The following is a 14,495-nucleotide window of genomic DNA, read 5'->3' on the forward strand; positions in this document are numbered from 1 at the left end:
GAGCAAAGTCGGTTTTAGCGGATATATTAAAGCCTAATAAAGTATCGATTCGACTGGTAACCACGGCGCGTTCTAACAGCCTTGGGGAGCTATGGTCAATTCCGATGGCCAATGCACCAATGAAGTGACCTCCACTTTGTGAGGCTAACTTTTCATCGTCGCCTTTAAAGACTTTGATACTGTTGCCGTAGTTAGCTTGCATCACCTCATGGGCAGCGCCTTTTCCGAGCGGCCTCATTTTCCCAGATAAATTATCATCGGTAAATTGGTTTGTTTGTGTTAATAAATATTCATGCCGGACAGCCCTTACTCCAGCTCTGATCGCTTCGGAAATATGTGATATTTCGGCATTGAATGATTTTAATTGATTACCTAATGCTTGCTTAGGATCGGCGCGCATTTCAGTGGTTAAGTTGAGCATTTCTAGGTTAAGTTGCTTTAAAGCGGTTTCTGATAATGATAATTTTTGTAGTCCTTGTCTTGCTCTTAATTCCAGAGATTGACTGTCTTCATCTTCACTCGCGGTATTGATGAAGTCCTTTAAATAGGTAATCCCTGCTTCGACTTCATGTTTAGTTTGTGTGTCGAGTTCATTTTGGACCCTAGGGCTTGCTTTGATGTTATCAGCCATGTTTAAAAACAGCTCGGTATGCACGGCTTGATGGACTGCTGTCATTTGTTCAGATTGATAATAAAGTGCATTGTGTTTGTTGGCGTATTCAGTTTGGTCAATGGTTTTGCTTTTAAGCTGGGCCTTTAGATCTGTGGCACTTTGATTAATCTCTGCTCTAGCATTGGTTAGTTTCTGATTTAAAAGGTGCAGTTCTCCATCTGTGACGGCCATAGAGTAGAGGCTTAAACGTAATAAAGAATTTAAGTTTACTTCATAAGGTACATTCAGTTTTCCGCATTGGTTTTTTAACGGTGCTAAGGCATCATTGATGGTGGCTAAACTTTGTACGTTAGGGTTTTCCAATGCTGTGAGCAGTTTTGTCATTGTTTGCTCAGTTAGTGGTGAGCGAGCAATTTGATGTTTAGCCACGCACTGGCGAACTTGTTCTAGATAATCTTGTTTGTTTTGTGAAAAATCGGCTTTTTTATACGTGAGTAATGTGGCTTCTATTTGATCTAGTTCATTATCACTTAATGTATTTAGCTTATGATCTAATCCTTCCATGAGTAGTGAGTCATAATCTTTAACTTGAGTATCACATTCAATAAGATTGGCTTGATGCCTAAGCATGGTAAATTGAGTTGTTGCGACTTTAAGGTCTTTACTGGATAGTTTATCCACTAAAAAATCAAGGCGTTGGTTAAAGTTACCGGTGGCGTTTTCTATTCGATTATTTGCTAGCTTTTGTATGCTTTCACTATCACCCAAATTAACAATGAAATCTCGCAGTTGCTTCATACCCACTAAGAGTTCTTCTCCTGTACGTAGAATAAAATTCTTATGCTGACAAGCTTGGGCTATTCCTTGAGAGTTTGTATCAATAGAGTATTTTTTTGATAGGGTTGAATGTTGAATGTTAGTATCCGTTATCGTCGTGCTTTGCTGTGCTCTATCGAGAGTTAAACTAAAATCGGTCAAGGGAGGATCCTTAAAATACAAATGAGCGTATCGAGTGGGGAAAGATTAAAAGGATTGAGTTAATGCTTGCTGGACTTGTTCGAGTACTGGCAAGTTATCCTCATACCATGTCGGTGCGGAGTCAGAATGTTGCCAGCCCCAACCCTGAGGATACAATGTTGAATCGATCACAATGAGTTGAGCTGCAAAGGCAAGGTGTTTCTTGTGTACTTGAGATAAGATATCTTTCAATATACTAAAACGGGCTTCAAGTTGTTTCTTAGCAAGATTAGGCTCTAATAGAGCGCCCCCCCAAGGAATTTGTATTGCTAAAGTACACTTGTTCCATTTCAGATAGTAGTAAAATACCCAATTATTAATACCATAGCCTGCTTGCCCTAAAGCAAAGAAGTCATCATCAATTGCAGATAGCTCTGTTAAGTATTGGGGTAAATCATAGGGTGAGCTTATAAGCGGTTGAGTGCTAAGCATTAAATTATCATGCTCATTGAGTTTAGGGAGCAGTTGTCTTGGAAGAGGGGGAATGGGTAACCCAGCTTGTGTCAGTAGGGTACGAATATCTTGCTCTAGCATATGATAAGCCTCATGTGAAAATGCTTGGGTAACTAGGTTACCGTCTCATTACTATTAATATTGGAGCGGGTTAACAAATGATTTTGCCACTGCAAAGCATGAGCAATCAATAATTCAAGTTCACCTGTAAAATTGGCAATATTTAATGCTTCATTTGAAAGTAATTGCTGTAATGTAACGTGTTGATTGTTAATTGCGATGCAAGCTTTTCCCGTTCCTTGGCCAAATGCATTGGCTTCAAGTAGAAGAGTCAATTGCTCTTTGGATAATAGTTGGCTATGCCCAATGTCAGAGTACATATAAAGTGCATCATCATCTAACCACTCTAAGTCGATAACGAGCTGATTATCAATTACTAATCGACAAACATTATCACTGTTAAATGCCAATGCTGGATTACCCAACTCAAGTCTTAATTGAGCGATAAAGTCATCTTTATACATTTGTTACCTTTGCTACCTTAAAGTGGGGTTTTAAACTTAAGTCTAGTGAAGTTAGTTTGGGTAATTTAAACGATTAATATATATTTGATATCAATATTAGCATTAGCTAACCAAAACTGGTCAGACAAGGAGGCTTGGGGGCTGGCCATTGCTTGGGACGTGTTATTTTCGAGCAACAATCATAAAGACCCTAAATTTGATATCACGGTGAATGATGATAAAGTCCAGAGTGTGTCGTTTTATTGGTGTGTTTATTGTTGCGTGAGGAGTCTGTATTTATGTCGCATGTAAATGGCCATAGAGTGTCTGTACTATAATCGAAGAGGTTATTGAATCATTTTTTGATTTTTATTCAGTAGGGTGGCGATAAGGCGGGTATCGATGATTGAGTATATTAATGATATTCCTAAAATTGATGATTACTGGCCTTTGTTTTTAAGTACGGGTTGGAATGATCGTTATTGCTTGAATAAAGCATGTCTTGAACAAGCCATTTCTAATAGCACTTTTACGGTATCGGCTTATGACGATGGAAAATTGATAGGTTTTGCTCGCGCCTTATCGGATGGAGTGATGTATGCCGCTATTTACGATGTAATGGTGTTACCTGAATATCAAAATAAAGGCGTGGGCAGTCAACTGGTGTCCAATATTACAGAGCAATGCAAAGGTGTCAGTGTGAATACTATTCATTTATTTGCCGCGGAGGAAACAAAGTCATTTTATCATCGACAAGGTTATGTTTCGTGGCCATCCGACAGACTCGGAATGCAGTATAAGCCGGATGATTAGATTATTTTGATTTTTAACTTAAACCTTAAATTCTTAATTTCCCCCACTCCTCATTATAACGGCGATATGACGGCTATTCTTGCACTTATATGGCCAAATCATATCGTCCTCCTTGCTGTTCTGCTTATTGACCCCTAAGCCAAGTGCTCCAAATATGCGTTTTAGTATGTATGGGCGATGTTGTTACTGGGTGTTTATTGATATTTTCATGTTAAATATCAATAAAGAGTAACCTTATGATATTAAATGGTTTTTTAATCAATCTATTCGATTTTGCTAGAACCGTCCCCCCTATTTATCACCCGTATATTCGACAGTGGAGGGAACGATTGTGAATAATGACGCCTTGCGAGCAAAACAGTATTGGCGGGCGAATATTCGCTTGGTGTTAAGCTTGCTCGCCATTTGGGCCTTTGTGTCTTTTGGTTGCGGTATTCTTTTGGTTGATGTGCTCAACCAAATCACATTCTTTGGTTTTAAATTAGGCTTCTGGTTTGCGCATCAGGGCGCTATTTATGTGTTTGTGGTGCTGATTTTTGTTTATGTCTGGCGGATAAATATTCTGGATAAGCGCTATGGTGTCGATGAAGGGGATGAATAATGGATGTTCAAACGCTGACTATTCTTATGATAGGCGCGAGCTTTGTGTTGTATATCGGCATTGCCATATGGAGCCGAGCGGGCTCAACGAATGAGTTTTACGTCGCGGGTGGTGGCGTAGTACATCCAGTGGCAAACGGTATGGCCACTGCGGCAGATTGGATGTCTGCTGCGTCCTTCATTTCTATGGCGGGCCTCATTTCGTTTATGGGTTACGATGGCGGTGTATTCTTAATGGGATGGACGGGGGGCTATGTGCTGTTAGCGCTTTGCCTTGCGCCTTATTTACGCAAGTTTGGCAAGTTTACTGTGCCGGACTTTATCGGTGTCGCCTATTATTCACAGACTGCTCGTACGGTGGCGGTGGTGTGTACCATCTTTATTTCTTTTACGTATGTTGCCGGGCAGATGCGCGGTGTCGGGGTGGTGTTTTCGCGATTTCTAGAGGTCGATATTGTAACAGGTGTCATGATAGGCATGGGTGTGGTGTTTTTTTATACGGTATTGGGGGGCATGAAAGGCATTACTTATACCCAAGTGGCACAGTATTGTGTGTTGATTTTTGCCTACCTTGTACCGGCAGTCTTTATTTCGATACTCATGACGGGCCATCTTATTCCTCAGTTCGGTTTTGGTGCGACGATGAATGATGGTTCTGGGATGTATTTATTGGATAGGTTGGATGGCTTGTCTCATGATCTGGGTTTTGCGGCCTATACACAGGGTATCAAGAGTACCATTGATGTCTTTTTTATTACCGCGGCGTTGATGGTGGGAACGGCTGGCTTACCCCATGTGATCGTGCGTTTCTTTACCGTTCCTAAAGTGCGAGATGCTCGCCGATCTACAGGCTGGGCGCATGTATTATGCGAGGGATGATCGTAATGAGATGATTATTGATCGTGATATCATGGTGTTGGCCAATCCTGAAATTGCCAATTTACCGAACTGGGTGATTGCATTGGTTGCCGCAGGTGGCATTGCGGCCGCGTTATCCACCTCGGCAGGCTTATTACTGGTGATCTCAAGCGCAATTTCACATGATTTGTGTAAGCGGAATTTGATGCCCGATATTACGGATAAACAAGAGCTGCTATATGCGCGAATAGCGGTGGCTGTGTCTATCGTTATTGCGGGATATTTGGGCGTACATCCTCCCGATTATGTGGCGTCTGTGGTCGCATTTGCGTTTGGACTCGCGGCATCATCTTTTTTCCCTGCCATTATCATGGGGATCTTTTATAAGGGCATGAATCGAGAAGGGGCTATTGCGGGTATGCTGATGGGGATAACGTTTACCGCTAGTTATATCATTTACTTCAAGTTTATTGCCACATTCAGTATAAATGTGCCAGCAAACTGGTGGTTGGGTATATAGCTAGAAGGGATAGGCACTTTAGGTATGCTGCTTAATTTTGTGGTGGCGCTGGTGGTGTGTCGAGTGACACCAGCCACCCCCGAAAGTGTGAAAGCCTTAGTCGATAATATTAGTCGACCAGTATATATTTAAATGATGATACGGGATCAAATATCTGTTAATTGTTTTGTGAGAAAATCGATACACCACTTTTTCTTATTTAAGTTATCATTTCATTTTTTATTTAAATCTGGGACGAGCTAAGGGAAAATGATGATTTCATTATTGGATGATTGAGATATAGTTGATAATAATGCACCTAGTCGTCTTTTGAGTGGTTTTTTAAGTTACCCTTGATATGTTTTTTTATTATATTTTCATTAATTTAATATCGATGTCCAGTGTGTTTAGTATTTAACTTAACGAAAAATATCTTTTGTTTTAGTACAAAAGGGTAATGCATTTAATCAATGTTTGTTGATATGTTATTTACGCTATATGAAATAGTGAGCGGAAAATTGGCTGGAAAAATGCACTTTCAAGTGGCTTGGGGATATATGAGCTTGTCGCTAGGTGATTGGGGGTATGTGCTGTAGTGATGAGGTATCACGGGTATAAGTCTGCTTATTATGACTTTAAATTTAAAAATAATAATAATTAGGGTTTATTTAAAAACGTCAAAGTCGGTATTTTATTTAAGGTCAGCCTAGTATGACTTTACGGTTTTTATATTCAATGTAGGTTCATGAAACCGTTAAATGAGTAAAGACAAAAGTGGTGATGCTTTTAAATGCACCTCCTATAAATTGGAGAAATACAAATGAGTTTATTATGGCCATTTAAAAAATCGGCATCAGGTGTCAATCCACTCGCGCATAAAATAGCACCCCAGCACTTTGATAAAAATCAAAAACTAAAATACAGGGTGAGTACATGCGCTGTTGCTGTAAAACAGGCACTCATTCTACCCACTATGATGTTAGCTGGTGCCTGCATACTGTCGTTAGGGACAACGTCGCAGGCTTTGGCACAAGGTTATTATATTGATGAGCAAAGCGCTAAACGATTAGGTGATGCGTTTTCTGGTGGGGCGGCGGATGCCAGTGATGCCAGTACGGTATTTTATAATCCTGCGGGTATGGTACGCCTTGATAGTATGCAGCTGGTGGGGAACCTCAGTGGGGTGTATACCCAAACCGATGTCACCATGTCGGGCTATAGTTTTGATGCCTCATCGGCCACGATGGCCAGTGCCATTCAAGGTCAGGAACAAGTCAATCTAGATGAGAGTTTTCTTATTCCTTCCGTTTATTTAAGTTATCAGCTTTCACCGAGTTGGCATGTAGGCGTCAGTTTAAATGTGCCGTATTCCAGTGGTTCAGAGTTTGATACCGATTTCGTCGGTCGTTACTTTAGCCTTAAATCGGATATCACCAGTGTGAATTTAGGCTTGATGGCGTCTTATCGCATTTCTTCAGCGTGGAGTGTCGGCGTTGGGCTAAATACACAATATATTGAAGCTGAAATTCAAAATCAGGTGAATAGCGCTGGGATCTGTCAGCTGGGGGTGGCCTCGGGTATGTCGGCGGATGCGTGTACAGGGCTGGATAGCTCAGGCACGTATACCGATGATGGTAATGTCAAAATGACTGGGGACGATCTCGCCTTTGGCTATACCATAGGTGTGCTTTATCAGCTAGATTTTGACACTCGTTTTGGGCTTAATTATCGCAGTAAGATTAGTCATACTCTGACTGGCGATGCGACCATTAGTGCGCCGGCAATAGTGGGTATGATTGAACCTTTGCTCACTTCGCGTGTTGAAGGCGGCTCTGTTGAGTTAGTGACACCTGAAACGCTTGATCTCAGTGGGGTCTATCAGCTGAATACAGACTGGCATGTACAAGCGACGGTTAGCTGGTTCCGTTGGAGCCGTTTTGAAACGTTAGACATTGAACTCGACAATGGTGGGGGCTTTTCAACGGCGCAAAATTGGGATGACAGTTATCGTTTCGCGGCAGGGCTGGGTTATCAGTTGACGCCGCATTGGGTCTTACGAACAGGAATTGCGTATGAAACAACGCCAGTACCGGATGAAACCGTTTCCCTTGATTTTGCCTTTGGTGATTTTTATGCGCTTTCTGTTGGGGCCAGTTATCAATTCAGTGACACCTTATATTTTGATGTGGGTTATCAGCATACCTTCAGCTTTAATCGAGATATTTCTCAAGGCTCACTTACCGCCGATAGCGCGGAAGTGTCGGGTAATATGGAAACCTCTATCAATTCGTTGGCGTTGGGGGTTAATTGGCTATTTTAACCAAAAATGCTAAAACGGTTTTTTTGATGGGTGAGGGGCAGGCTTCAGAAAATTCGGCGGCATTAGGATCGCAATTGATGCAATATCGTCAGGCACTCAAAGCACAAGATTTGCCCTTAGCTTATGTGGATTTAGATAAACTGGATGCCAATATTACCGCGCTCACTCTGCGAGGTGGGGGTAAGCCGTTACGTGTCGCCTCTAAATCGATCCGCAGTGTGTCTATGCTGAAGTATTTATTGGCTAAATCTCCCGCATTGAAGGGCATAATGTGCTTTCATCCTCAAGAAGCCGTTTATCTCGCCGAGCAAGGGTTGGACGATCTGTTAGTGGCTTATCCTTCTATGCAGAGCTCGGCCATATCATCCATTGCCCAGTGGCTGAAAAAAGGTCAGCGCATTGTGTTGATGGTGGATGCACCTGAGCAGTTAGCATTACTGGATCTCACTGGGCAACGGCTTGGGGTGTGCTTTCCTATTTGTATGGATATTGACATGTCACTGTCTTTACCTGGGCTGCATTTTGGCGTACGTCGCTCGCCCATTAACAGCGTCGAAAAAGCTCTGTCATTATATGACGAGATTAAAGCAACGTTAGGTGTAAAGCTTGTCGGTGTGATGGGATATGAAGCACAAATAGCGGGTCTTGGCGATCGCATGCCGGGGCAGTATTTCAAAAGTCTGGCCATACGCTTGTTAAAGCGTCTGAGTATCCCCCATGTGGCTAAGCGTCGCCAAAATGTCGTTTATGCATTAACTCAAGCGGGAGCAAGATTGGATTTTGTGAATGGCGGCGGCACAGGATCGTTAGGCTCGACATCGCAAGATCCCAGCGTGACAGAAATGACGGTAGGATCAGGGTTCTATTGCCCGCATTTATTCGATTATTATGATGATGTTCGTTTAGCGCCCGCTGCTGGCTTTGCATTGGAGGTGGTACGAAAACCGGATTGCAATCATTTCACGTGTGCAGGAGGCGGTTATTTAGCGTCAGGCTCCGCTGATCGTTTTAGGTTACCTCAGCCCTATTTACCACAAGGGTTATCGCTTGATGTGAATGAGGGGGCGGGGGAAGTGCAAACCCCTTTACGCTGCAGTGATAGTCGAGTAATCCATGAGAATCAGTATTCGCCAACGGGGATTGATACACATCCCAACCCCAATTCACATCCACTCCCAAGTGCGCAGTTAGTACCGACTTTAGCCATTGGCGACAGTGTGTTTTTCCGGCATGGAAAAGCGGGCGAGATCTGTGAGCGGTTTTCCACACTGTATGGGGTGCGTGGGGTGTCCGTTGAGCAGCATTTTCAAACGTATCGCGGCGAGGGTAAGGGCTTTATGTAGCGTGTCATGGGATGTTGTTATGCTGTTTTGTTTGAGTGCTGTGTGCGCTGATATTTTTCCAATATGGATCCATTGGGGATTGATTAATGCAGGAAAGTTATGATTTTGCCATTATTGGCTCAGGCCCTTCGGGCAGTGTACTCGCCCATTATCTAACGCAAGCGGGTGCGCAATGTGTCATGTTAGAGGCCGGAAAAGCCTTAGACAAACGCACTTACCCTAAAAATGAACTTCACGCTAACAGCCAGTTGATGTGGAACGGCGGCATGGATACCTCACAAGATGCACAGTTACTTTTTTTACGAGGTAAAGTCTTGGGCGGTGGCAGTGTCATTAATCAATGCTTGCTGGATCGTTTCGACGCTCTGGCTTTGGAAGATTGGCAAGCCAAATCGACAGTCGACTGGCACCAACTGGCCGACTTTGAACGCCATTATAATGAAGTGGAATCACATCTTTGCTTGCATCACTTTACCGATGATGAACATCAGCGAAATGCGCAATTATTCATGCAGGGGTTAGATCAATGTGGCATGAAATGGACTCGATTACGTCGCGGGCAAAATAATTGTGGTCATAACGCTAAAACCGGACAACGCAACGACTGCATGCAGTGCCTCAATGGTTGTGTACGGGATGCGAAGCAGAGCATGCCCGTCACCTTTTTGCGCAAGGCGAGGCAGCAAGGTTTGGCGTTATTAACCGAGTTCAATGTCACACAAGTGATCCACGGTCAGCACTTTGTGACCGTATTTGGCGAGCAGCAAGGGCAACCTCGGCAAATTCGGGCGCGTCATTGCATCATGGCCGCAGGCGCGATAGGTAGCACTGAATTGTTACTGAAATCTGGTTTTTCATCGTCATTACCCGCTTTAGGCCAAGGCTTTACGTGCCATCCCCAACTGATGAACATCGGATTGTTTGATGAGCCCGTTGATGCGCATTTAGGTACTTTTCAAAGCGTCAAATCCGATGAACCTCAGTTTAGACAGCAGGGTTTTAAACTCGAAAATGTGTTCGCAGGCCCGATTGCCATTGCCATGCTCAAACCGGGTTTTGGCCAAGAACATCAAGATTTCATGCAAAAATACCGCCATATGGCCTGTATAGAAGTGGCGGTGAGAGATGCGACTGAAGGCCAAATACGCTTAAATAATAAGGGGGAATTGGTCATTGATAAGCGTTTACAGCCAGCCGACTTGCAGCGGGCTCAAGCAGGCCTTAACGCCGTGGAGCGAGTGTTTGATGCGGTGGGTGCTCAGTCGGTATTAAAGTCCCCGTTCTCTTTTGGGCTGCATTTAATGGGCGGCTGCACGATGGGAGAGGGCGTGCATAACAGTGTGGTGAATAGTGATTTTGGGGTGTGGGGCTATGACAGGTTAAGCATTGCCGACTCGTCTATTTTTCCCAATGCACCGGGGATCAATCCTAGTTTGACCATTATGGCCATGGCGCATCGGGCCAGTGAAGTCCTGTTGGCGAAATATCCGTGCCGCAGCCAATATACTCGTCATATACCCGCACAAGATAGGAGTGATCTCGTCCTTGAGAGTGTCACTGAAACGAAAACAGTAGTGCTAAAATCGGCTGCTGAAAAATCGACTTTGGCAAACGCCAGTGCGAAAAAAATGAAGCTTAAATCTGAGGGAAATAAAGTCACTACAGAGGTTTGAGCGATCAGCCAGTTTAAACCCAAAATGTTAAAGGCTGTTATTCGCAATTCATTATTCAGTCTTTTTTATGATTTTTTACGCGCCTTTTTATTGAGAGAATAAGGTTTCAATATGATGTCTTCACAATATTTAACGCCAAGAGCCTACCAAGGCTTAACCCGTTTAGGGGATTTTTTATTGCCCGGTACTGCTCAAATGCCAAGGTTTTCAGAGACTCATTGTATAGAGCATGTGGACAGTATCTTGAGTACGACGCCTAAAACCGATAGAGACGATCTTATTAGGGTGCTGATCCTTGTTAGCATTTTGCCTTCATGGGTCATCAATCGACTGTTGTCTTGGTCGGGAAAGGCGAGTGGGGGGTTAGCGGCCAGTCAGGCCAATAAAGTGACCTTATGGATCACGACACAACTGCGTTTATTCGATTTAGGTCTTCGAGGTGTGGTCTTTAGCCTGTATTACTCGGGACTGAATGATGATTTAACGCACACACCCAGGGTGTACCATGCCATGGATTTTCAATTACATTGCCAGCCTCTTGATACTGATAAAGCTTAAGCTTAGAAGATATCAATGTCAGCTCATGTGAATGATAAACAGGCAAGATAAATTAGAGGGTGAGCCTATCTGGCTCCCAATAGACGGAAGGGAATGGTTATGAATGCCACGATGGCCCACAATAAAGCGGCAATGAGCACAATAGATACATTGACAAGGGTGAATGTGACAGAGACGTCGCAAGCTCAGCTCGAGCAGCAAGTACAGGCGGCTCGTTTGGCACAATATCGGTTAGCGAAAAGCAGTGTTAAACAGCGTTTAGCGGCCATTCGCGACGTGCGTAATGCCTTATTTACTGGGCGGGAGGCCATCATTGAGCAGATCTGTTTAGAGACCGGCAAGTGCCGCACCGATGCGCAATTAGCTGAAATCATGGGTGTGGTGGATTATGCCGATTGGTTGTGCGCCAAAGGAGCTGGCATTTTAGCTGATACCAAGGTCGCTACGCCCATTAGCTTGCTGGGAAAGAAATCGTTGGTGAGTCATTGCCCGTTAGGTATCGTCGCGGTGATCTCCCCGTGGAATTATCCTTTTCATATTAGTTTTACGACTGTTTTAGCGGCATTGGCAGCGGGGAACAGCGTGTTACTTAAACCTTCGGAAGTGACGCCGTTAATGGGGGTAGTTGAAGACTTATTGATGGCGGCGCCGCTGTTTTATGACTGCGTGCAAGTCTTGTATGGCAGTGGCGATACCGCTCAGCGAATGATCGCCATGAAACCCAATAAAGTGATGTTCACCGGCAGCGCCAGTACGGGTAAAAAAATTCTGGCGCAAGCGGCACCTTTACTCATTCCTGTGGAATTAGAGCTAGGTGGCAAAGATGCCATGTTGGTGTTTGAGGACGTGGATCTTAGCCGCACTGTGGCGGGGTGTTTATGGGGGGGATTAACGAATGCAGGCCAATCCTGTACCTCGGTGGAGTCGGTGTATATTCATGCATCGATTTATGCCGCTTTTGTTGACAAGCTTAAAGCGGAGTTGGCGAGACTGGTACAAAATAATGGCGATCAAGGTGATGCCGATCTCGGTGCGATCACCGCTGACTTTCAGCGTAGTATCATCGATGAACAAGTGAAAGAAGCACAGGCCTTAGGGGCTGACGTTTTTACTGCTAATGATATTGCTCATCAAGCTGTTATTGCAAAGGGTGAGCAATCTTCTCAACCTGTTTCACCGAAATCAGTCTCAGAGCTGGCATTTTATCCGCCGACCCTTATCGAAGGGGCGAGTGATGACATGAGCGTGATGCACAGTGAAACCTTTGGTCCAGTGATGACCTTGCATGCATTTGATGATGAGCGCGAACTGATTGAGCGCTGCAACGCCAGTGAATTTGGCTTAAGCGCCAGTGTATGGAGTAAAGATTTAACGCGGGCAAAACGAGTGGCTAAGCAGCTGGAAGTCGGTGCGGTCTCGATTAACAATGTGATGCTCACCGAAGGCAATCCTAACTTGCCGTTTGGCGGCACCAAACAAAGTGGCTTTGGTCGGGTGAAAGGAAGCGAAGGTTTACTCGGGATGACTTATTCCAAGGCAATTTTGATTGATAAACAGAGTAAAAATATTGAAGCGAATTGGTACCCTTATACACGACAAAAATATCAGTTGTTCGATAAGCTGATGATGGCCATGTATGGTACAGGGCTCAAACGCTGGCTCGACTTTGCCAAAGTAGGCTTGAAACTGGAGTCGTTTTCGCAGAAAAAACGGGGAGAATAGATATTCTGTTTAGCGACAGAATGGCAACGCGATAGGGGCTGGGCACTTTATGAATTAGGCTTCGCTTAATGGAAGATCGTGGATGACTCTTCTTTATCACCTGCGGTGAGGCTAAAGTCGTGGATTCTTATTCCTTCTTGCAATAAAGAGTGGGCCAAAAGGGGAACCACAGCAATCCCCTCTTGGATCACCCTGCAGCCCCAGACGGAGTATTTCTATATTGTTCACCTGCGGTGAGGCCAAGATCGTGAGTTTCCACTCACACTGGGTTCATAATAAACTAGCGTTTGGCCTCCGTGATATTGGCAAGTGTTTGTCAGCTTGTGATGTTATTGATATTCATTGCCTGCGGCAGGCTTTTGTGCGAATACAAAAATAACTCGCCGTTTGGCTAGGATTAACACCGAGACAATATGCATCGGGCAATAAAAGCACAATGGGCTGTATCACCAAACGCGGTGATCGCTATTTACGAAAACAACTCATTCATGGTGCCAGAACAGTGGTCAGCCATGCTCACAAGAAACAGGATGCGCTTAATGTTTGGGTCACAGCACTCAAAGAGCGTCGAGGCTTTAATAAAACCGTAGTCGCCACAGCGCATAAATTAGCAAGAATCATGTGGGTACTATTAAAGAACCAAACACCTTATCAGGCAAAAACCTGCTTAGCAGAGGTGGATTGATGAGAAGAAAACTCGCTATTTGGTTAAGCTCGGTCAAGACAAGGGTAGCATCAGAGAATGTAATCATAACCCGAGTCGGTGTATGAGCGCCAAATAGCACCTTATTCCTTACTTAGTTGTCAGCATCGATGAAGAAATGGCTCAGTCCAACCAACATAAACCCGTCAGAGGCAAGGATATGACTTAAATTTAGCAATCCGCTTGGGTGTTTACTTTTTATTGGGTGTGTTGGTTCTAATTTCATTAGGGGCGCAAGTCATCTTGTTAAGCCCGTATATATGTCAGTACAACCGCCTTGAGCGTGCTTTAGCAAAATAAGTAGCCAGCATCGATACCATTAAACTAAGCAAATAAGATAAGGAAATGCTCTTCTATCACCAAGGCCTATTATGGCCCTAGCTAGATATCTACGTTCAAAACAAGCTTGACTATAAGGAATCGTCCGTATATGTCTTGATTAACTGTTATTTAATCGGTAAAGAATTGTGATATATAGGTTGGTACAATGTCTCTATAGTGAGTTGTTAATTTGTGTTTTGGAAAGTATGTGAGGGCGGTTAGATTAAAGAAAATTTTTTTACTTTGTTTATTTGTTGCAATATAAGCTTTAATCTGATTTTTATTATCAATAAAAATCAGTAGTCATTATATTAGTAACATTAATTCTTTCAATGTCACCTTAATTGTGCGGAATATCCATTTTAAAGACATGAGTTAAAACGTCAGCGGGTGAGTTAAAGTGATATTAATCATTAGGATGTGGTTATTATGATCTGGCAGTAACCTGGTCTGTCCAGTTTGTTTTAATAATTAGGTTTTTCCATAGTCAATAAGTTGA

General features: G+C 43.6%; 10 protein-coding genes and 2 pseudogenes. 9 read left to right on the forward strand and 3 right to left on the reverse strand.

The features are described 5' to 3' along the window. From L2764_RS22670 to L2764_RS22680, 3 genes are all read right to left on the reverse strand, one after another. Window positions 1–1,591, reverse strand: a 1,591-nt coding sequence (locus tag L2764_RS22670; RefSeq protein ID WP_248942603.1) for a hypothetical protein, incomplete at its 3' end; no start/stop codon positions are given. A 45-nt stretch (window positions 1,592–1,636) separates the two neighbouring features. Next, the gene (locus tag L2764_RS22675; RefSeq protein WP_248942604.1) at window positions 1,637–2,164 is read right to left on the reverse strand and encodes a hypothetical protein; all 528 of its coding nucleotides are present in this window, start codon (window positions 2,162–2,164) and stop codon (window positions 1,637–1,639) included. A gap of 32 nt (window positions 2,165–2,196) precedes the next feature. After that, entirely contained in the window at window positions 2,197–2,607 is a 411-nt protein-coding gene (locus L2764_RS22680) for a type III secretion system chaperone (protein ID WP_248942605.1), read from the reverse strand. Between the two features lie 381 nt (window positions 2,608–2,988). On the opposite strand from L2764_RS22680, the gene L2764_RS22685 reads away from it, so the two are divergent. The 9 genes and pseudogenes from L2764_RS22685 to L2764_RS22725 all read left to right on the forward strand — a co-directional run. Continuing rightward, the gene (locus L2764_RS22685; protein WP_248942606.1) at window positions 2,989–3,399 is read left to right on the forward strand and encodes a GNAT family N-acetyltransferase; all 411 of its coding nucleotides are present in this window, start codon (window positions 2,989–2,991) and stop codon (window positions 3,397–3,399) included. A 331-nt stretch (window positions 3,400–3,730) separates the two neighbouring features. Then, complete coding sequence (locus L2764_RS22690) at window positions 3,731–4,000, forward strand: DUF4212 domain-containing protein (protein WP_248942607.1); 270 nt, start codon at window positions 3,731–3,733, stop codon at window positions 3,998–4,000. Then, window positions 4,000–5,509 (forward strand): annotated as a pseudogene (locus tag L2764_RS22695) (sodium:solute symporter family protein). Before L2764_RS22690 ends, L2764_RS22695 begins: the two are co-directional and overlap by 1 nt. Before the next feature lie 667 nt (window positions 5,510–6,176). Then, the gene (locus L2764_RS22700) at window positions 6,177–7,676 is read left to right on the forward strand and encodes an OmpP1/FadL family transporter (protein ID WP_248942608.1); all 1,500 of its coding nucleotides are present in this window, start codon (window positions 6,177–6,179) and stop codon (window positions 7,674–7,676) included. After that, window positions 7,664–9,019, forward strand: coding sequence for an alanine racemase (locus L2764_RS22705; RefSeq protein ID WP_248942609.1), 1,356 nt, complete (start codon window positions 7,664–7,666; stop codon window positions 9,017–9,019). Before L2764_RS22700 ends, L2764_RS22705 begins: the two co-directional genes overlap by 13 nt. Before the next feature lie 86 nt (window positions 9,020–9,105). Next, the gene (locus L2764_RS22710) at window positions 9,106–10,692 is read left to right on the forward strand and encodes a GMC family oxidoreductase N-terminal domain-containing protein (RefSeq protein ID WP_248942610.1); all 1,587 of its coding nucleotides are present in this window, start codon (window positions 9,106–9,108) and stop codon (window positions 10,690–10,692) included. Between the two features lie 111 nt (window positions 10,693–10,803). Beyond that, window positions 10,804–11,250, forward strand: coding sequence for a hypothetical protein (locus L2764_RS22715; RefSeq protein ID WP_248942611.1), 447 nt, complete (start codon window positions 10,804–10,806; stop codon window positions 11,248–11,250). 99 nt (window positions 11,251–11,349) lie between these two features. Beyond that, the gene (locus L2764_RS22720; protein ID WP_248942612.1) at window positions 11,350–12,972 is read left to right on the forward strand and encodes an aldehyde dehydrogenase family protein; all 1,623 of its coding nucleotides are present in this window, start codon (window positions 11,350–11,352) and stop codon (window positions 12,970–12,972) included. Window positions 12,973–13,351: 379 nt separating this feature from the next. Then, window positions 13,352–13,657 (forward strand): annotated as a pseudogene (locus L2764_RS22725) (transposase); the annotation flags it as partial. Between the last annotated feature and the right edge of the window lie 838 nt (window positions 13,658–14,495).

This window comes from Shewanella surugensis (assembly GCF_023284005.1).
Lineage (GTDB): Bacteria > Pseudomonadota > Gammaproteobacteria > Enterobacterales > Shewanellaceae > Shewanella > Shewanella surugensis.

Coding starts and splice junctions, on each gene's coding strand:
- L2764_RS22675 (WP_248942604.1), bottom strand. CDS start 2,164: ATGCTAGAGCAAGATATTCGTACCCTACTGACACAAGCTGGGTTACCC.
- L2764_RS22680 (WP_248942605.1), bottom strand. CDS start 2,607: ATGTATAAAGATGACTTTATCGCTCAATTAAGACTTGAGTTGGGTAAT.
- L2764_RS22685 (WP_248942606.1), top strand. CDS start 2,989: ATGATTGAGTATATTAATGATATTCCTAAAATTGATGATTACTGGCCT.
- L2764_RS22700 (WP_248942608.1), top strand. CDS start 6,177: ATGAGTTTATTATGGCCATTTAAAAAATCGGCATCAGGTGTCAATCCA.
- L2764_RS22710 (WP_248942610.1), top strand. CDS start 9,106: ATGCAGGAAAGTTATGATTTTGCCATTATTGGCTCAGGCCCTTCGGGC.
- L2764_RS22715 (WP_248942611.1), top strand. CDS start 10,804: ATGATGTCTTCACAATATTTAACGCCAAGAGCCTACCAAGGCTTAACC.
- L2764_RS22720 (WP_248942612.1), top strand. CDS start 11,350: ATGAATGCCACGATGGCCCACAATAAAGCGGCAATGAGCACAATAGAT.